This window comes from Lactonifactor longoviformis DSM 17459, from assembly GCF_900129135.1.
Taxonomy (GTDB): Bacteria; Bacillota; Clostridia; order Lachnospirales; family Lachnospiraceae; genus Lactonifactor; species Lactonifactor longoviformis.
The window spans coordinates 24,950-43,843 of record NZ_FQVI01000029.1; the positions used below are offsets into that span (position 1 = coordinate 24,950).

Consider the following 18,894-nt stretch of genomic DNA (forward strand, 5'->3'; position numbering starts at 1 on the left):
GGTGATACTCTGTCCTGTGTGGTTCCATTATCAAGAATGACATGAGTATGATACCCATGTCATCTTCGGTAATCTATTCCCCGAAGGGAAACCCTCCGGGGTCATTTCATCCATTACACTCTTTCAACGCCCATTCTAACATCTTCTGAATTGATTTTCCACTCTTTTTCGTAACCTTTGATTTCATTTAACACAATCCGATCAGCCAGAACCTCATCTTTAATCTCACTCTCATGGCAGCGGATGATTCCTTCTAACACAAGATTGTCGGAAATATAAACGTTAATTCGATCCATTACTTCGAATCCTGCTTCTTTTCTCATGGTCTGGATTTTGCTGATAATCTCCCGTACAAAGCCTTCCTCAATGAGTTCCGGCGTCAGGTTTGTATCCAGAACTACTGTTACCTCATTATCAGACTCTGATACATAGCCTTCTGTCTGGGCTGTGTCGATTAACAGATCTTCCTCAGAAAGCTCTGCCTTATTACCATCAATATCCAGTCTCAGGACACCTTCGGCTTTTAGTTCATCCATTGCCTTATTTCCGTCCAGCTCTGTGAGGGCTTTGCGGATTCCGTTCAGCAATTTACCGTATTTTGGTCCCACTGTTTTCAGCTGGGGCTTAAAGGTATAAGAGGTAAAGTCTCTTACATCCTGCGTAAACACAATCTCCTTTACATTCAGCTCATCGGTTATAATATTCTGATAAAATTCCGGCAGGGCAAATCCTGCTTTTACAAACATCTTTCCAATTGGCTGCCGGTTCTTGATATTGGCTGTATTGCGGCATGCTCTTCCCAGCACTACAACGTCCAGAAGATTTTCCATATTATTTTCTAATTCTTTGTCAATCCAGTCTCCGTTAGCCACAGGGAAGTCGCACAGGTGGATGCTCTCAGGAGCTGTGCTGTCAATGCTGCAGACCAGATTCCTATAAATCTCTTCTGTCATAAATGGAATCATGGGGGCCGCCACTTTGGAGACCGTTACAAGGGCTGTATACAGTGTCATATACGCATTGATTTTATCCTGCTCCATTCCCTTTGCCCAGAAGCGCTCTCTGCTGCGGCGAACATACCAGTTACTCATATCATCCACAAAATCCTGCAGAGCCCTGGCACTTTCCGGGATTCTGTAGTTTGCAAGATTGTCATCTACTGTCTGGATCAGTGTATTCAGCTTGGAGAGAAGCCATTTATCCATTACTGAGAGCTTATCGTATTCCAGGCTGTATTTTGTAGCATCAAATTCATCAATATTTGCATACAGGACAAAGAATGCATAGGTGTTCCAGAGAGTACCCATAAATTTACGCTGTCCCTCCTGCACGGCTTTTCCGTGGAAACGGTTCGGCAGCCAGGGAGCGCTGTTAACATAAAAATACCAGCGGATAGCATCTGCCCCATACAGCTCCAGGGCCTTAAAGGGATCGACTGCATTCCCCTTGGATTTGCTCATTTTCTGTCCTTTTTCGTCCTGGACATGCCCCAGTACGATTACATTTTTATATGGTGCCTTATTAAAGATCAGTGTGGAGATAGCAAGCAGTGAGTAGAACCATCCTCTTGTCTGATCCACAGCCTCTGAGATGAAATCCGCAGGGAACTGAGCCTCAAAAAGCTCTTTATTTTCAAATGGATAGTGGTGCTGTGCAAATGGCATTGCCCCTGAGTCAAACCAGCAGTCAATAACTTCCGGAACCCTGTGCATCTCTTTGCCGCACTTCGGGCAGCGGATCGTCACAGCGTCAATATACGGACGGTGCAGTTCAATCTCGTCCGGACAGTTGTCTGACATGGATTTTAACTCTTCCACACTGCCGATGGAATGCATATGGCCGCACTCACACTCCCAGATATTCAGCGGTGTGCCCCAATAACGGTTACGGCTGATGCCCCAATCCTGCACATTCTCCAGCCAGTCCCCAAAACGCCCCTTTCCTATGCTCTCGGGAATCCAATTAATTGTATTATTGTTGCGGATCAAGTCCTCCTTTACTGCTGTCATCTTGATGAACCAGGACTCTCTGGCATAATAGATCAGCGGAGTGTCACAGCGCCAGCAGTGGGGGTAACTGTGTTCAAAAAGAGGGGCTTCAAAAAGGAGTCCTCTATCTTCCAGATCTTGCAACACCATAGGATCTGCCTGTTTGCAGAAAGTTCCTTCCCAGGGGGTCTCTTTCGTCATCTCCCCCTTCTCGTCCACCAGCTGTACAAAAGGAAGATCATATTTCCTGCCCACATTGGCGTCATCCTCACCAAATGCAGGGGCAATGTGTACCACGCCCGTACCATCAGTAAGGGTTACATACGTATCGCAAGTAATATAATATGCCTTTTTCTCCAGATTAACAAACGGGAATAAAGGCTCATACTCTTTATATTCCAGCTCCCTGCCTTTATATGTCTCTATGATTTTTGCATCTTCCCCCAGTACCTTTCCCACCAGGGCTTCTGCCATATAATACGTACGGTTATCCGCTTCAACCTTCACATAGGTCTCTTCAGGGTTCACACAGAGAGCCACATTAGAGGGGAGCGTCCACGGAGTCGTGGTCCATGCCAAGAAGTAGGCATCCTCACCCTTCACCTGAAAACGTACAATAGCCGAACGCTCTTTTACATCCTTATACCCCTGCGCCACCTCATGGCTGGAGAGAGGCGTACCGCAGCGCGGACAATAAGGCACAATCTTATAGCCTTTGTATAACAGCCCCTTTTCCCAGATCTGCTTCAGAGCCCACCACTCAGATTCAATAAAAGAGTCGTGATAGGTCACATACGGATCGTCCATATCAGCCCAGAAACCCACCGTAGAAGAAAAGTCCTCCCACATTCCTTTGTATTTCCACACACTCTCCTTGCAGTGCTTGATAAACGGCTCCAGACCGTACTCCTCAATCTGTTCCTTGCCATCCAGGCCCAGCATCTTCTCCACTTCCAGCTCCACCGGAAGACCGTGAGTATCCCACCCTGCCTTTCTGGGAACCATATATCCCTTCATGGTACGGTATCTTGGTATCATATCCTTAATCACACGTGTCAGCACATGACCAATGTGCGGCTTGCCATTGGCTGTAGGAGGGCCGTCGTAAAAGGTATACGTAGGGCCGTCCTTCTTAGTATTCATACTCTTTTCAAAAATATGGTTCTCTTCCCAAAACTTTTCCGTCTGCTTCTCTCTGTCTACAAAATTCAAATCCGTAGAAACCTTTTGATACATGATACATATTCCTCCTTTTCTTAAAAGGGGACGTGTTCTTTCTAGAAAGAACACGTCCCAAAATCAGATTGGGGTGTCCCCATTTCACTCTGCCCTGTCCCTAATTAACAAAAAAAGCTCCCGTCCCGTAATAGGACGAAAGCCATTGGTTTCGTTAACCACCTGTTACACATACTAACATACGCGTTCCGGATAACGGGGGAAAGCCGTCTTCGCATACTCTGCCAGTTCTTACTTCTGCCATTTCCGCTGGAAACTCTGGAGTGATATTCAGTGACTGTTACTATGCATCAGGCTCTCACCGTCCCTGACTCGCTTTGGCTTTTTGCAACCACCTACTGTCTCCGTCATTGTTTTTTCTATATTCTCCGATATATTATACTTACTTGAGGAATGAGTTGTCAAGGTATGATAGAAATAAATTTGCTATATAATACAAAATCATCTATAATGGGTTTAGATTTTTACAAAAGCGAGGATATACCATGAAGAAAAAGATATGGCCGTTATTATGCTGTGCCCTGATTACTACTGTCCTGACCGCAGGATTCCCGGCATCCCATGTGCTGGCGACACCGACAGATGCCCAGACAGATGCTGCGGTGAATCAAGAGGACGGAACCGCAGAGAATACAACCGCCCAGCCAGCCCTTCCGGAGAGCTATAACTGGCCCATACAGTCCAATGAGACGGAAGGATGGCCCCAGGGTCCGCAGGTGCAGGCAGAAACTGCAATTGTTATGGAAGCAGATTCGGGCTGCATACTGTATGCCAAAGGGATCGACGAAAGGAGGGAACCAGCCAGCATCACAAAAATCATGACCGCTCTTGTAGCTCTGGAACACAGCCGGATGGACGAACAGGTGACCTTTTCCCACAATGCAGTCTTTAGCATAGAACAGGGAAGCACACACATAGGAATTAAAGAAGGAGAAGTTCTCACTATGGAACAGTGCCTCTATGGCGTCCTCCTTGCATCGGCCAATGAAGTCTCTAACGGTGTCGCTGAGCATGTGGGCGGAAGCATAGAAGAGTTTGTGGACATGATGAATGAAAAAGCCCAGGAAATCGGGTGTAAAAACACACACTTTTCCAATGCCAACGGACTCCATAATGATGAGCACTATACAACCGCCTACGATATGGCTCTCATAACTCAGGCCGCGCTGAAAAATCCAACGTTTCGGTCGATTATGAGCACGGATCACTTTATTATCCCCACAACTAATATCACTAACGAGGAAAGATGGCTCAACAATCACCATAAAATGCTCCGTGAGACAAAGTTTCACTATGATGGATGCATCGGGGGAAAGACAGGATATACAACAGATGCCGGCAACACTCTGGTAACCGTAGCAGACAGAAATGATATGGAGCTTATCTGCGTTACTCTAAAAACGAACGCCAATGCGGTCTACACCGACACGGCTCTGCTCCTGGACTATGGTTTCAACAATTTCCAGAAAATCGCCCTGTGTCAGAAGAAACAGCAGATCTCTGTGACCCTCCTGCCCTTCGACCGCCAGTTTTATCCGGAACATGCCTCCGGCACCATTGGCGAATATCAAAATGACGCTTACGCTGTTATTCCCAGCGATATTCAGATGGAAAACCTCACCAAGCAGGTTTCCATAAAAGAGAATCTGGAAGAGACAGAGTACTATTTTAATTCCAAACTAATCACCAGGCGCCTTCTGACCCTGTCGTCAGTCCTTACGTCCGGAAGCCCCGAGAATGCTGTGAATCTCCTGACAGACACCCTTACAGATCATTCCGACGGCAATATCATTACCAAGTTCAAGGCGCTCCCCTCCTGGAAATATCCGGTACTGGGGATCCTGGGTTTTATACTTGTCTTTTATATTATCTTGCTGATTCTTAGAATAAAAAGAAGAAAAAAGAGACGAAGGAAAAGAAAAAAATAAAGAGCCGCAGCTGCATCAGGGGATTATTTCCCCTGATGTCTTTTTACCTTCCTCTTCCTGCGAAGCAGCTCCCTTTTTTCCCGAATCATCTTCGCCTCATCCTCATCGGTAAGCTTTAGTGTCTTTACTACATAAGTCATCCCGTCATCCGTTTTCTTCATACGGATCTTCCCTTTCAGATATCCATGTTCAGGGCATACCGCCAGACAAAAATGGTTCTTCGTATTCATGGAAAACCATCGGATCTTTTTCTTCGCCGATTTTCCGCACAGAAAACATCTGGTACTCACTACCTCACGGTCCTTCATGGCATCTTCTTTGGTTCGGAATTCTCTGGACACATACTTCTCATATTTTTCATAGACAATATGAATCTCCTCTGACTTCTTCTTAGGATTCTGATACGTATCCAGTGAAAAATTAGCCCACATACAGTCCACTGAGATGCGCTTTAATATCTCCGATGTATAAAAAGCATCTGCCAGAGCTCTGTGAAAGTCCTCTCCCTTTGGGATCTCAAGATAATCTGTTGCATACTCCAGGGATTTCCGGCTTTTCCCATCCTCGTAAGAAATACTGAACAGCTTCTGCACATCAAAAAAACGCACTGGCCCCTCCAGCAGTTCCAGCTGGCCGTAAAATTTCATATTCCGCTGAAGCTCCGTGAGATCCATTGCCCCCCAGGTACAGAAACAGGCATCCGGACCGCACCACTCCAAAAAATCTCTGAGAGCCGAGGGAAAGGACACCCCCTGGTTCAGACTTTCCTTATCTATCCTGATAATCTCCTGCGTTCTAAAGTGCATCTGTTCATATACCACAGGCTTGATTACCCGGTGAAATCTTTGGGACGTCTCCCGGTTTTCATTTAATTTGACAGCCCCTATCTCAATAATCTCAAAAGGAAGATGCTTATTCTCTTTATCCTTTCCATTGGGGCACTGATTCCATTCCAAATCGAAAACAATATAATCCATATGCTACCTGCTATTTTCTGATAATGCCCATTGGGGACGGGGGAAAACCGGTTTCCCCCGTCCCCAATGGAACACTGTTATCGTGAACTGCTTTCGATTTTATCAGAATACATAGCTAAAGTCAATTTGCTGCTTGCTGCTCCTCTTTATCTTTTGGCAGAATAATGTTCAAAAGGACTGCAACCAGAGTAGCAATAACTACCGGAGACTTGCCAAATATCGTTGTCACCCATGCCGGAAAAGAGGATAAAGCGGCAGATGCCTGTGCAATCCCCATACCAAGGGCCGCAGCCAAACCTACAATTGAAGTATTCCGGTAAGTCATCTTCTCAGAGGTCACAAGCTTCATTCCCGTCATGGCAATAGAAGCAAATACAGATACAGTGGCCCCGCCGAGGACACACTGCGGAATCGTTGTAAGAAGTGCAGAAAACTTTGGTATCAGCCCTGCCACCCCGAGGATCACAGCTGCAAGCCCAAGCACACAGCGGTTAATTACCTTTGTAGTTGTGACGATGCCAACGTTCTGACTGTATGTAGCTGTGGGGAGTCCTCCGAATACCGCTCCGATAATATTCATAACACCATACCCCACAATTCCGTTCTGCAGTTCATTGTCATGAGGCTCCCGGTCCATACCGCCAATCGTGGTAGCAGAAAAATCTCCGATGGCCTGAATGGAGTTAATCCCAAAAAGAAGCCCGATGGCTACACAGGAAGAAATCTCAAAGTTTATCCCGAAATGCATCAGTTTGGGCATCTGGACAATTCCCGCCTCTGCCACACTGGCAAAGCTTACCATGCCGAAAAACGCGGATACAATATAACCGACAATAATGCCGATAAGTATAGATGACAGCTTAAAAATTCCCTTGCCGAAATGGTTCAGTACCGTTACCACTATAAGGGTGATGATAGCAACCAGCCAGTTCTGCCAGGAACCATAATTTTCACTGTTTGCTCCGCCGGCCATGTAATTGATGGCTGTGGGATACAGAGAAAGCCCAATGGTAAATACCACCGTACCAGTGATAAGAGGAGGAAAAAAACGTCGGATTTTCTTTACCAGAACCCCTACCACAATAGCCACTACACCGCCTACAATCTGCGCACCCAGGATGGTGGCCACCCCGAACCCCTCGGCAATTGCCTGCATACTCGGCACATATGCAAAGCTCACTCCCATAATCACAGGCAGCCCTGCGCCAATGGCAAACTTCTTGCGTTTCCCGATAGGGAAGAGCTGCAGCAGAGTAGAGATAGCTGACACAAACAGAGCTGCCTGAACCAATATTACCTTATCCGCACTGTTCAGTCCGCCCCCGCTTACCGCTCCCGATACAATAAGAGCCGGGGTCACACACCCCACGATCATTGCTACAACATGCTGCAGCGCCAGCGGCACTGCCTGTTTTAAACTGGGCACACCGTCCAGTTCAAAAATGCTTCCTTGTCCTATCCTTGCTTTCTCCATGATAGAAATCCCCCAATACATTTTTCGATTACCCTAAACAACCCATTAGCAGTTACGTTTATTAACATTGTATCACATTTTATACAATACTACAAATATTTTTGTATTTTTTCTTATAAAATACAAAAATTTTTAGGTTTTCTTTACTTCCTCTTCGTCAGCCTGCATAAAATCCCCTTATTTTCCATTATATAATAGTAAAATGCCACGGATTCCCCCATCTGCTGCCAGCTTTCAAAATCAGTGCCAAATTCTATGTTGACATCTCTAACTGTATATGATATAGTTACAGTATTAAATGTAATTATTATTATTACAGTTAGGAGAACGAAAAATGAATAGTGACTTTTGTGTTGCCGTACACGGGATGGTCTATCTGAACCATAAGAAGTGTCAGCTGTCCAGCGATGAGCTGGCAGACAATATCTGCACGAACCCTGCACGGGTAAGAAAGGTAATGGCAAAGCTAAAGAAAAAGAATCTGGTACAGACAAAAGAGGGAACTGTGGGCGGATATTCCTTTCAGGGGAATCCAGCCTGTGTCTCATTGGCAGATATCGCGGAAGCCCTTGACCTGAAATTTGTGGAAACCTCATGGAGAAGCGGCAGTATAGATATGGACTGCCTGGTAGCTTCCGGGATGGGCGACCTTATGGATGAGATATTCCAGAATCTGAACCAGGATTGTCTGGAGAGGCTCAGCAGGATAACCATTCAGGATCTGGATTCCAGAATCTTTAATTGCCGGAAAAACTCTCAGCAAACAGATAACGAATAAGAAAAGGGGTGTATTTATGAAACAATATGACAATATTATAATAGGCTTTGGAAAAGGCGGAAAAACCTTGGCAGGAGCGCTGGCCGCCGGCGGACAGTCCGCTGCAATCATCGAGCAGTCAGATAAAATGTACGGAGGAACCTGCATTAATGTAGCATGTATTCCCACAAAGTCTTTGGAGCACAGCGCCAGGTTGTCAGCGGCTCAGGGAGGAACCTTTGAGGAAAAAGCAGAGCGTTATGCCATAGCCGTGGAGAAAAAACGGAAATTAACCTCCATGCTCCGGGAAAAGAACTACCAGAAGGCAGTGGGGGCTGGGGTGGATGTGATTTTGGGAAATGCCAGCTTCCAGGATAAGGAACATATTACTGTGACAAAACCGGATGGTACAACTGAATTAATCCAGGGGGGAAGGTTCTTTATAAATACCGGCGCACGCCCGTTTATTCCCCCGCTCCCCGGCATAGAAGGAAACCCCTATGTATATACAAGTGAAACATTAATGGAGCTTGATACCCTTCCCGGTCATCTTGTCATTATCGGGGCAGGGTATATTGGATTGGAATTTGCTTCCTACTACGCTAATTTCGGTACAAAAGTAACTGTGATCCAGGATAAAGATCGTTTTATGCCGAGAGAAGATGCCGAAATGGCAGATGCTGTTTTGAAAAGCTTTGAAGAGCGGGGAATCCTTCTGCTGCCCAATGCCTCTGTAACCTCTGTGGATGCAGGTAAGGATCATGCTGTTGTATCTGTTAAGACAAAAGAAGGCACGCAAAAGCTCACCGCCCAGGCCGTGCTGGTTGCCACCGGACGCCGTCCCAATATTCAGGGACTTCTGCCTGAAAAAGCAGGGGTAGAACTTACTCCCAGAGGCGCTGTTCTCACCGATAACAAGCTGAGAACCACCAATCCCAATATCTGGGCCATGGGAGATGTTGCCGGAGGGCTTCAGTTTACTTATATTTCTTTAGATGATTCCCGCATCGTAAAGTCACAGCTATTAGGCAATGGAGAAAGAACCACAGAAAACCGGGGTGAGATACCTTATTCTGTCTTCCTGGATCCTCCTTTTTCCAGAGTGGGACTTACGGAGCAGGAAGCAAGAGAGCAGGGCCGTGAAATCCTGGTTGCCAAATTGCCCGCCGCCGCTGTACCGAAGGCGCAGATTCTGAATAAGCAGACAGGGCTTTTGAAAGTAATTGTAGACGCCCAATCCGGCCTTATACTGGGTGCTCACTTATTCTGTGCGGAGTCACATGAGATGATTCAGCTTTTCAAACTGGCCATAGATGCAAATCTCCCCTATACCGTGCTGAGGGACAGTATTTATACCCACCCAACCATGAGTGAGGCTATCAATGACTTATTGGCAGGCATCTGAGATTCCTGCATACAAAATTATTTAGGAGGTAACTATGGGCTTTTCAGTTGAAACCAGTATTCCTGTACTGACCGTATTTTTACAGGGTCTTTTAAGCTTTTTTTCGCCCTGTGTTCTCCCGCTGGTTCCGCTGTATATCAGCTACCTGGCCGGCGGGGCAAAGAGAGTAGATGAGCAGGGACGCATTTTTTATCCCAGGAAAAAGGTAATGTTGAACACTCTCTTCTTTGTGATTGGCATCAGCTTTACTTTCTTTTTGCTGGGTATGGGCGTTACCTCACTGGGAAGATTCTTCAGTGATAACCGCATCTGGTTTGCCAGAATCAGCGGAATTGTTATGATATTTTTTGGTCTTTACCAGCTGGGTCTCTTCGGAAGATCCAAAAAGCTGGACCGCGAACACAGACTTCCCTTCCAGCTGGACCGCTGGAGCATGAACCCTGTAACAGCTTTAATTCTGGGGTTTACCTTCAGCTTCGCGTGGACACCATGTGTAGGCCCTACTCTGGGCAGTGTACTCTTAATGGCTTCCTCTTCAGGCTCTTCACAGACAGGTATGCTTCTCATCGGTGTTTATACCCTGGGGTTTGTTATCCCCTTCTTAGCAGTGGGTCTGTTTACAGGAGCAGTCCTGGGATTCTTCCGCAAATATCAGAGAGTAGTTCAGTATACGGTTAAAGTAGGCGGAATTCTTTTGGTATTCATGGGTATTATGACTCTCACTGGAATGATGAATGGCATTACCAGCTACCTGTCCTCTCAGGGAAATTCTGCTCAGACACAGACAGAGCAGCCGGCTGCAGAGAAAGAAGATTCCTCCAAGGATAAAAAAGATAACCATTCTGTATCTGACTCAGAAACCTCTGACAGCGATACTTCTGACACTGCAACGCCAGCACCTGACTTCACACTGGTGGATCAAAACGGAGAAACACACAAGCTTTCTGATTATAAAGGAAAAACTGTATTTTTGAATTTTTGGGCGACCTGGTGTCCTCCCTGCCGCCAGGAGATGCCGGACATTCAGGCTCTCTATGAAACATACGGAGAAAATAAAGAAGATCTTATTGTACTTGGAGTAGCTAATCCCAAGACTGACGATCACCCCAACAACCAGGATGAAACCCAGGAGAAGGTGGCCGGGTTTTTGAGTGAAAACGGATATACCTATCCTGTTGCCATGGATACTACGGGGGATGTTTTCAGTGCTTACGGGATCAGCTCCTTCCCAACCACCTTTATGATAGATAAAGAGGGGAACGTATACGGGTATGTGAGCGGTGCCATCACTGCAGATATTATGGAAAGTATCGTAACGCAGACAATGGAAGGTGAATAGAAGTTCTTCTATAATATAAATAATAACCTGCGTACTGCAAAAACTACAGACCCTGGGCACATATATCATGCATTAGCCATTGTATGTGCCTAGGGTATCATAGTATCTACCCAGGCTCCCGCCAGCTGCATCCAAATTTCACATTCTTTTTGGATCCCTCTCCCATCCATGCTCATTGACAGTCTTCCTGCAGTTCCCAGTCCATGAATCCCCCTGGGGAAGAGGTGAAACTCTGTTGGTATTCCATTTCTTCTTAATGCCTCTACAAAAAGCAGAGAATTCTCAACGGGTACCGTCTGATCTTCAAAGGTGTGCCAGATAAAGGTTTTCGGAGTATCCCGATCCACCTGCAGTTCCAGTGACATCTCCCGTTCCAGTTCATTACCGGAGCCGCCCAAAAGATTGCGGAAACTCTCCCTGTGCCCGTAAACGCCGGAGGTTATAACAGGATAGCTGAGAATCAGGCCATTAGGTTTTGTCAGCCAGGCATCTGTACCCAGCAATTTCCACAATTCTTTCTTTTTCCAGAATACTCCGAGACTGGCCGCCAGATGCCCCCCGGCCGAAGAACCCTGAACAATAATTTTATCCGGATCAATATACCATTCTTTTGCCCTCTCCCTGAGGATCTGTACTGCGGCGGCGGCCTGCAGAAGTGCTGTGGGATATACTGCCGGTGCCACAGAATAACGGAGGACAGCGGCATGGAATCCCATGGCCATAAACTTTAGGGCGATCCCCTCTGCCTCCCGATCTGAAGTCATAGCGTAAGCACCGCCGGGGCATATAAGTATCACCGGGCGTGTCAGCCCATTATACAATTCTTCGGAGTTGCTCCACAGATAAGTATAAAGTACAGCCGTATCCGATGCATCCGGCACTTTAATTTCCATTCGTTCGTGTAACATATGAATCTCCCTTTCCCTACAATCTTATCTCACATCCAGAGGGAGCCGCTCCTGATAATACCCGCTCACCCTCTGCAAATCCAGTGATTTTCTCTTCTGTATTACAGCGGCCTTTTCCCTGGAAAAAACCCAGTCCCTAATTTCCTCCCGCTCCAGAACCAGAGGCATTCTGTCATGTACGGGCTTCATACATGCATTGGCCTCATCTGTCAGAATTACAAATCTTTCCTCTCCCTGGAACGAGTTATAACACCCCGCCAGGTACATGACTCTGTCCCCATCCCTTGTAAAAGTGAATTTATTTTTGTGCCTGTCCCACTCATAGAAGCTGCTGACCGGAATTACGCAGCGCCGCTGTTCCATACTTCCCCGGAACATCCTCTTTTCATACGCAGACTCCTGACGTGCATTAAAAATCACTCCTTTTCCCTGATATCCCGGGAATCCCCAGACAAATATCTCCCCGCACAGTTCCTCTTCCCTCCCTGTCACTACCGGAGCCGCCTGATTGGGATACACATCCCTGGCTCCCTTCCACTCTCTAAGCTTGCGGTCTGCATACCTGACCACTTTCAGAATCTCTTCAACCATATCTTCATCAATGTAATATCTGCCGCACATAAAAGGTTCCTCCATTTATTTTAAATCTGCCGAGTACCTTTACTTATTATAAGCAATTTTTATGCTCTGATGCAACGGCAATCCCTCTGTACCCGGAAAGTTCCTTCTGGCAGACCTCCGCCTTCTCCCGCAATCCAGATATACTCCTCCTCCGGCAGATTTTTTTCTCTAATTCCTTTCCCGTAAAGCAGAATCATGCTCCAGAAGGTTAACTCTCTCGGATTTTAAGTTTCCCAAACCCCGTGAATATTTTTCCGCAAACATCTGTCCCAGCTTCAGCATAGCCTTGGACGCACCCTCAACAGCAGGCGCAAATCCTGTATTGCCCAGATATATCCCTTGTATTCCCATATCCCCCAGCAAAGAAACTATTTCCTCAAAGTCAACACCTGCCATATACAAAGGGGGAGTTCCCAGGATACAGCACAATTTATTGTTTTGGGCAGTCTCTCCTATGGCTCTGCTTATATCATATTCCAAATGTCCATTTAGCTGTACATCGCAGATACGGGTGTAAAGTACGCTGTCTGTACAGGAAGCACATCCCCCGGGGGTCAGCAGATATGCCTGGCAGTCGTAGTAAGAAAGTATGTCCAGAATACCGCTGTAGTCTGGCCTCTGCGGCACAAACTCCATGCGGCCGGAGCATAATTTCTGTCCTTCCCATTCGGAAGGAATCTGTTTAAGTATCTTCTCCAATTCCTCCATAACGGAGATCCGCCGTTTCACCATAGGTCCCCGGAACAGAGTATACACAGGGATCCCCTGGGGGTTCTCCAGTTCCCCTTCCAGCCCATCCTGTGTCCACCCGGTCAATACCTCCATACAGGAGGGATAGAGAATAACCGCCCGAATCCCCTCCGTAAGAAGTGCTTTCTGGACACACGCTCTAATCTTACTGTCCTGCTGCCCTCCTCCATATTCCCATGGAGTGATATAACAAAAAAAGAACTGTTCCAGCCGGTTCAGTTCCCTGGCAATTGTATAAAGGCTCCAGATGCATCCGTAAGTCCCTGATGCGACTAGTGCCACTCCGTCTGTCTGGAGAATACGCCTGGCTGCAGAACATCTGCCCTCCGCATTTTCCCCTTCCATTTTAAGTATTTCTATAATCTCTCCCATAATTCTACTCCTATTTTGCTGATTTCCTGCCGGAATTCATCCATTTCCAGCTCGCTCAGGGGCCTGACAGCATCCATGCTTCTCCCTGCTATGATATGTGCCGCCAGATCTTCCAGAACCCGGCACACAGGTGTCTTAGGGTACCGTTCCTGCAGTAGCTCCTGCCGGTAATCCGCCGCCTTGATCTGAACAGATTCCTCCAGGCGGGCACAGATTTCAGCCCCTGTGAGTTCTGAAAACCTTCTTACAGGTTCTTCCTCTGAGACACCTTTCAAGTGATTCAGAACCAGGCCGCCCATTCTGACACCCCCGTATGCATAGGAAGCAACTCCTCTCATGATATTGTTTGCCGCATATAGTGACATAAAGTCAGGCGAAGTAACGATATATACCTTATCCACAAAGTGCTTGCGCATAGGCATTGCGAATCCCCCGCAAACCACGTCACCAAGCACATCATACAGAATCACATCCCAATCCTCCTTTAGAATTTCCAGACAGTCCAGGGTATCCGCCATTGTAGTAATTCCGATACCGGCGCATCCGCGCCCTGCTCTGGGTCCCCCGGCCTCTATACACCATACCCCGCATGATGATTGAAACAAAATATCCTCCCGCCTTATAGTCCCCTGATGCTCCAGCTGCTGTTCCAGAACTGTTGGAATTCTCCGCCCCATCAGCAGACGTGTTGAGTCAGCCTTCGGGTCGCACCCAATATGAAGAACCTTTCTGCCCTCCGACGCCAGAACAGCTGAAAGATTAGATGCTATTGTAGATTTTCCGATGCCTCCCTTTCCATAGAAAGCAATTCTTTTTGTTTTCTCACTCATACTATCTCCCTGTAATCATCACAGACATCCTTACAAATACAAATTTTTCTGTTTAACTCTTCCATAAAGACCAAGTCCAGTTTGGCCCTGTACAACCGGCTCAGATTGTCCTCTGTCATTATATCGGCTGCCTTTCCTGTTATAAACTCTCCCTCATCGTTAAGGATCCCAACCTCTCCCTCAAGAAGCAGGACATGATCAGGCATATGGCTTGTCATCAAAATGCCGAACCCTTTCCCGGCAAGCTTCATAATCATCTTCATCATACGCATTTGGTTCCCATAATCCAGATGGTTGGTAGGTTCATCCATAAGAATAATATCCGGCTGCTGGACGATGGTTCTTGCAATCATTACCTTCTGGGCCTCACCGCCGCTCAGCTCCGTGTAAGGCCGATCTGCCAGATGGATGATCTCCATTTCCTCCAACACTTCCTCCGCCATGCGATAATCTTCTCCTGATGGTTTTTCAAATGCTCTCAGATAAGGAGCCCGGCCCATAACTACAAAGTCACGGACCAGATAACCGTATGCAGCTGTGTGTGTCTGAGGTACATATCCGATTTTTCTGGCAACCTCTCTCTGTTCCATCCTGTGCAGAGAAACACCGTCAAGACAAATTTCTCCTCTGCAGGGTCTGAGCAGATTGGCAATACATTTTAAAAGTGTTGATTTTCCCGCTCCATTAGCCCCCAGGACAGAAAAAATCCTTCCCTTGTCCAGAGTAAAAGATACATTTTTAAAAAGAATTCTGTCTTTTCCATAAGAAAAGGATACGTCCTTAATTTCTAACTTCATGATAACTCCATCCTTTGTTTCATCAGCAGGTAAAAATAAAAGGGTGCCCCAATGAGTCCGGTTAATATACTTAATGGAAGCTCCGCACTTGTCAGAATTCTGGCCAGTGTATCAACCAGCAGCAAAAAAGCAGCCCCCAGCACCCCTGATACCGGGATTACCCTGCAGTTATCTGCTCCGGATATTATCCGGCTGAAGTGGGGGATAACAAGCCCAATCCACCCGATAGTTCCGCTGATACATACTGCACTTGCAGTAAGCACCGTCGCACATATGATAATCAGCCCTCTGGTTCTTCCAATAGAAACCCCAAGCGTCTTTGCTTCCTGTTCGCCCAGGGATAGAAGATTTACCCTCCATCTCAAAATAATCAGTATGCCTGCTGCCGCTGCAACCGGGGGACCCACCCACACAATATCCCTCCACACCGAATCAGCCAGACTTCCCAGCTGCCAGTGGGTGATGGATGCCAGCTGTGTCTCCGGATCTGCAAGATACTTCAAAAGTCCCAGAATAGAATTCATAAACCCACTGATAATAACGCCGGCCAGCACCAGCGTCATCATAGAAGAATTCTTCACTACCTTCGGAATCAGTGTAGCAATCCCTACTGCCAGAATCCCCCCGGCAAAGGCAGCCACTTGAACAATTATAGAATTTCCGCCGAATAATATAGCCAAAGAGGCCCCTGCACACGCACCGGAGGAGACACCCAGCATATCCGGAGCTACCAGGGGATTTTTAAATACTCCCTGATAAGCAGCTCCCGAAAGAGAGAGCGCCCCTCCCACCATAAGGGCAGTAAGTATTCTGGGCAGCCGAAGTGTCCACACCACACTTTCAGCCTGCGCATCCCAGGATACCGGCAGGGATACCGCCTTTGACAACAGTATTTTGACAACGGTAACCGGATCAATATGGTATCTTCCCATCCCAGCGGCAGTCACTGCAAGAAGTGCTGTTCCTGCCGCCATTGCTGTCAGTACCATCCTAAATGATTTTTTGCTTTTCATGGTTTTTTACTGGAGGCATTAGCTTCACTCTGCATTATCTGCCCCAAATCTTCCTCTGTGAGTTCATAATTAAAGTAGGTTTTAAAGTATTCCTCTAGTTCTGTTTCCATATGAATATCCCCGAAAATCTCCGGCTGTATCAGCACAGCAAGCCACTCCATCATCAGAGGTGTTTCAACCCCAGGAGCATCCCAGCGGTAAAGTCCCATAGGTGCTTTGTATACCCGGCGGTTTATCACTGCATTAACGCTGCTCCAGTCCTGGCCGTCTATCTTATTCTCATACAGATCAGAAGGGAGGAAGGTATCAAAGTTGCTCAGTAAGATAATATCCGGATTAATCTCCAGGATTTCTTCCATTGTTTTCTGTGTGCTGTCCCCGGCCACATTATCCGCTCCTGCCAGCTCCAGAGCCTCTTTTATAAAATTGTCATTCCCCTGGAGATCCAGCTGGGCATTCCGCAGATAGAGAACCTTGGGCTTGTCTGCCTGCTCTACCTTATCGCTGTACGATTTTATTTTCTCATATGTATCCGTATAGGCATCCATAAACTGCTGGGCACGGTCCTCCTTTCCCAACAACTGACCCATAGCCTTAAGGCTTGCCTGCAGTTCCTCAACCGTCTCGTTTTTTACCATAATGGGCGCAATGCCTAATTCCTTCAGCTGCCTGGCCTCATCGGTCTCATAATCCCAGATAACCGCAGCCTGAATCCCCAGATTTACCCATTCTTCCATATTAATAGAAAAATCTTTGCCGATACTGCTGGTATCTGCGGTACCATAATGGGGATCCAGCTTTTCCAGAAAACACCCTGTATAGGCGCTCATAGCGGTGGGATGTATGGCGGTCAGCCGTTCAGAACTTCCGTCTATGGCATAGATAACCGAAGCCCAGGGAATAGGCACCACTGCAATCTTGGAGAGATCCTCCGGAACCTCCACCACATTCCCCGCTGCATCTGTTACTGTGCGCGTTCCCTGTGATACTTCTTTTTCTTTCCCATTCTCCTTACCCTGTGTCTCCTGCCCCTCTGTACTGTCCTTCTGTGTCTTGCCCTCAGAACCACATCCGCCCAGTACGGCAGCTCCCATAAGAATGCACATCATTGCAGCTGCCAGTTTTGTCTTCCACTTCTTGTTTTTCATGTCTTCATTCCCTTCCTTTGTCAATAAAAAAACCTCTCCACGGGAACATGGAAAGGTTACAACGACAACTACATCGTCAAACCCTTATCCAATGACCCGTTGGATAGAGTTTACCAACAAAATATTTAAGTATCCTGGCTTGACTTCAACATCTGGATATGACTTCCCGGACGTAATGTCCAGTGTCCTGCTATATCCGACTCCGTCTTACAGTGGCGGCACCGCATCGGTTTTTCACCGATTTCCATAAAATATTTTGCTTATAATTTCTTGTATTGTATCACACAAAGGATAGGGAATCAAGAATTGTTCCTATCTGCATTTTTCATTGCCAGCTATCAATTTTTTTGATAGTATAGACTCAAAATAACAAAGAGGGAACCATATCATAATGAAAATGACCTTGCAGAACTTAAAATATATTATAGAAATAGCAGACAGCAATTCCTTCTCCAGAGCGGCAAAAAACCTTTATGTATCTCAGTCAACCTTGTCAACCGCTGTGCAGGAAGTAGAACAGAGTCTGGGCATACGCCTTTTTCACCGGAGCAACAGAGGAGTAACTCTTACCTTTGACGGAGAAGATTTTATCAGGTATGCACGAGAGATAGTAGAAAAATCTGAGTATTTGGAAAATCGATATCAGACGAAAAATCTTCTGCTCATGCATTTTTCCGTCTCCTGTCAGCACCTGCCATTTGCGGTAAGAGCTTTTAATAAAATGCTGAATGAATTAGAACTATCCAATTTTGATTTCGCCATACGGGAATGCAATACAGCTTCCGTTATACACGACGTAGCATCGGCAAGAAGCGAGATTGGTATTCTTTCCTCCACAGAAGATCACCTGGAAGCGCTGAGAAAGAATCTTTCTTCCTATGATCTGGACTATACCCAGCTTGCAGTACTTCCCTGTTACATATTTATTCGGTCAAAACATCCTCTGGCTCACAAAAAACATCTCTCCTTAAAAGACATGGAATCCTTCCCCTTTGTCACCTATGACCAGGAAAACAGCCACTCCCATTTAACAGAAGAAATACTATTCTACAATATACTCAGTAGAAATATTCATGTAAGCGATCGCTGTACAAAGATAGCCTTAATCCGGAATACCGACTGCTTCAGCATAGGATCCGATTTAACAAACAGCAATGCAGATGCATTTCACAAAGGTCTGGGGGAAATCATCCCAATCCCTTTGGAAGAACCACTTGGGTTCCTTCATGCAGGATATATCACAAAAAAGCAATATCCCTTAAGCCAGACCGGCATCTCCTACCTGGAGCACCTGAGACATGAAATTGCAGCCTTATAGTATAATTTGGGACGTAATTTGGGACGTGTTCCT

General features: G+C 46.5%; 15 protein-coding genes and 1 riboswitch. Of the genes, 5 read left to right on the top strand and 10 right to left on the bottom strand.

Features of this window, described 5'->3' with window-relative positions; all coding sequences use genetic code 11:
* Positions 1 to 113 precede the first annotated feature (113 nt).
* Positions 114 to 3,224, bottom strand: coding sequence for an isoleucine--tRNA ligase (ileS, locus tag BUA56_RS18835; RefSeq protein WP_072854325.1), 3,111 nt, complete (start codon positions 3,222 to 3,224; stop codon positions 114 to 116).
* A 485-nt stretch (positions 3,225 to 3,709) separates the two neighbouring features.
* Between ileS and BUA56_RS18840 the strand changes: the two genes are divergently transcribed.
* On the top strand, positions 3,710 to 5,152 hold the full coding sequence (locus BUA56_RS18840) for a D-alanyl-D-alanine carboxypeptidase family protein (protein WP_072854326.1): 1,443 nt from the start codon (positions 3,710 to 3,712) through the stop codon (positions 5,150 to 5,152).
* A 23-nt stretch (positions 5,153 to 5,175) separates the two neighbouring features.
* On the opposite strand, the gene BUA56_RS18845 is transcribed toward BUA56_RS18840, so the two are convergent.
* On the bottom strand, positions 5,176 to 6,129 hold the full coding sequence (locus BUA56_RS18845) for a 3'-5' exonuclease (protein WP_072854327.1): 954 nt from the start codon (positions 6,127 to 6,129) through the stop codon (positions 5,176 to 5,178).
* Between the two features lie 121 nt (positions 6,130 to 6,250).
* Positions 6,251 to 7,603, bottom strand: a complete 1,353-nt coding sequence (locus BUA56_RS18850) for a uracil-xanthine permease family protein (RefSeq protein ID WP_103711325.1) — start codon at positions 7,601 to 7,603, stop codon at positions 6,251 to 6,253.
* Positions 7,604 to 7,937: 334 nt separating this feature from the next.
* Here BUA56_RS18850 and BUA56_RS18855 point away from each other — a divergent pair, with 334 nt between their 5' ends.
* From BUA56_RS18855 to BUA56_RS18865, 3 genes are read left to right on the top strand one after another with little or no spacing between them, the layout of a single operon-like run.
* A complete protein-coding gene (locus tag BUA56_RS18855; RefSeq protein ID WP_072854329.1) occupies positions 7,938 to 8,381 on the top strand; it encodes an RrF2 family transcriptional regulator in 444 nt (147 codons plus the stop codon).
* A gap of 16 nt (positions 8,382 to 8,397) precedes the next feature.
* Positions 8,398 to 9,765, top strand: coding sequence for an FAD-dependent oxidoreductase (locus BUA56_RS18860; RefSeq protein ID WP_072854330.1), 1,368 nt, complete (start codon positions 8,398 to 8,400; stop codon positions 9,763 to 9,765).
* A 34-nt stretch (positions 9,766 to 9,799) separates the two neighbouring features.
* On the top strand, positions 9,800 to 11,104 hold the full coding sequence (locus BUA56_RS18865) for a cytochrome c biogenesis protein/redoxin (protein WP_072854331.1): 1,305 nt from the start codon (positions 9,800 to 9,802) through the stop codon (positions 11,102 to 11,104).
* Positions 11,105 to 11,193: 89 nt separating this feature from the next.
* On the opposite strand, the gene BUA56_RS18870 is transcribed toward BUA56_RS18865, so the two are convergent.
* The 7 genes from BUA56_RS18870 to BUA56_RS18900 all read right to left on the bottom strand — a co-directional run bounded on the left by BUA56_RS18870 (position 11,194) and on the right by BUA56_RS18900 (position 17,543).
* Complete coding sequence (locus tag BUA56_RS18870) at positions 11,194 to 12,012, bottom strand: alpha/beta hydrolase (protein WP_072854332.1); 819 nt, start codon at positions 12,010 to 12,012, stop codon at positions 11,194 to 11,196.
* 24 nt (positions 12,013 to 12,036) lie between these two features.
* Positions 12,037 to 12,633 carry an SOS response-associated peptidase gene (locus tag BUA56_RS18875; RefSeq protein ID WP_072854333.1) on the bottom strand — a complete coding sequence of 199 codons (597 nt, stop codon included), beginning with the start codon at positions 12,631 to 12,633 and terminating at the stop codon, positions 12,037 to 12,039.
* Positions 12,634 to 12,801: 168 nt separating this feature from the next.
* Positions 12,802 to 13,755, bottom strand: a complete 954-nt coding sequence (locus tag BUA56_RS18880) for a hypothetical protein (RefSeq protein WP_072854334.1) — start codon at positions 13,753 to 13,755, stop codon at positions 12,802 to 12,804.
* Positions 13,740 to 14,585 carry a nitrogenase iron protein NifH gene (locus tag BUA56_RS18885; RefSeq protein ID WP_072854335.1) on the bottom strand — a complete coding sequence of 282 codons (846 nt, stop codon included), beginning with the start codon at positions 14,583 to 14,585 and terminating at the stop codon, positions 13,740 to 13,742. The genes BUA56_RS18880 and BUA56_RS18885 overlap by 16 nt, the downstream gene beginning before the upstream one ends.
* Entirely contained in the window at positions 14,582 to 15,382 is an 801-nt protein-coding gene (locus BUA56_RS18890; protein WP_072854336.1) for an ABC transporter ATP-binding protein, read from the bottom strand. The genes BUA56_RS18885 and BUA56_RS18890 overlap by 4 nt, the downstream gene beginning before the upstream one ends.
* Positions 15,379 to 16,371 carry a FecCD family ABC transporter permease gene (locus tag BUA56_RS18895; RefSeq protein ID WP_242946804.1) on the bottom strand — a complete coding sequence of 331 codons (993 nt, stop codon included), beginning with the start codon at positions 16,369 to 16,371 and terminating at the stop codon, positions 15,379 to 15,381. Before BUA56_RS18895 ends, BUA56_RS18890 begins: the two co-directional genes overlap by 4 nt.
* Positions 16,372 to 16,391: 20 nt before the next feature.
* Positions 16,392 to 17,543: an ABC transporter substrate-binding protein gene (locus BUA56_RS18900; RefSeq protein ID WP_242946806.1), complete on the bottom strand. Its 1,152-nt coding sequence runs from the start codon at positions 17,541 to 17,543 to the stop codon at positions 16,392 to 16,394.
* A gap of 107 nt (positions 17,544 to 17,650) precedes the next feature.
* Positions 17,651 to 17,813: riboswitch (cobalamin riboswitch) on the bottom strand.
* 121 nt (positions 17,814 to 17,934) lie between these two features.
* On the opposite strand from BUA56_RS18900, the gene BUA56_RS18905 reads away from it, so the two are divergent.
* On the top strand, positions 17,935 to 18,861 hold the full coding sequence (locus BUA56_RS18905; protein ID WP_242946808.1) for a LysR family transcriptional regulator: 927 nt from the start codon (positions 17,935 to 17,937) through the stop codon (positions 18,859 to 18,861).
* Positions 18,862 to 18,894 lie beyond the last annotated feature (33 nt).

Coding starts and splice junctions, on each gene's coding strand:
- ileS (WP_072854325.1), bottom strand. CDS start 3,224: ATGTATCAAAAGGTTTCTACGGATTTGAATTTTGTAGACAGAGAGAAG.
- BUA56_RS18840 (WP_072854326.1), top strand. CDS start 3,710: ATGAAGAAAAAGATATGGCCGTTATTATGCTGTGCCCTGATTACTACT.
- BUA56_RS18845 (WP_072854327.1), bottom strand. CDS start 6,129: ATGGATTATATTGTTTTCGATTTGGAATGGAATCAGTGCCCCAATGGA.
- BUA56_RS18850 (WP_103711325.1), bottom strand. CDS start 7,603: ATGGAGAAAGCAAGGATAGGACAAGGAAGCATTTTTGAACTGGACGGT.
- BUA56_RS18855 (WP_072854329.1), top strand. CDS start 7,938: ATGAATAGTGACTTTTGTGTTGCCGTACACGGGATGGTCTATCTGAAC.
- BUA56_RS18860 (WP_072854330.1), top strand. CDS start 8,398: ATGAAACAATATGACAATATTATAATAGGCTTTGGAAAAGGCGGAAAA.
- BUA56_RS18865 (WP_072854331.1), top strand. CDS start 9,800: ATGGGCTTTTCAGTTGAAACCAGTATTCCTGTACTGACCGTATTTTTA.
- BUA56_RS18870 (WP_072854332.1), bottom strand. CDS start 12,012: ATGTTACACGAACGAATGGAAATTAAAGTGCCGGATGCATCGGATACG.
- BUA56_RS18875 (WP_072854333.1), bottom strand. CDS start 12,633: ATGTGCGGCAGATATTACATTGATGAAGATATGGTTGAAGAGATTCTG.
- BUA56_RS18880 (WP_072854334.1), bottom strand. CDS start 13,755: ATGGGAGAGATTATAGAAATACTTAAAATGGAAGGGGAAAATGCGGAG.
- BUA56_RS18885 (WP_072854335.1), bottom strand. CDS start 14,585: ATGAGTGAGAAAACAAAAAGAATTGCTTTCTATGGAAAGGGAGGCATC.
- BUA56_RS18890 (WP_072854336.1), bottom strand. CDS start 15,382: ATGAAGTTAGAAATTAAGGACGTATCCTTTTCTTATGGAAAAGACAGA.
- BUA56_RS18895 (WP_242946804.1), bottom strand. CDS start 16,371: ATGGTACTGACAGCAATGGCGGCAGGAACAGCACTTCTTGCAGTGACT.
- BUA56_RS18900 (WP_242946806.1), bottom strand. CDS start 17,543: ATGAAAAACAAGAAGTGGAAGACAAAACTGGCAGCTGCAATGATGTGC.
- BUA56_RS18905 (WP_242946808.1), top strand. CDS start 17,935: ATGAAAATGACCTTGCAGAACTTAAAATATATTATAGAAATAGCAGAC.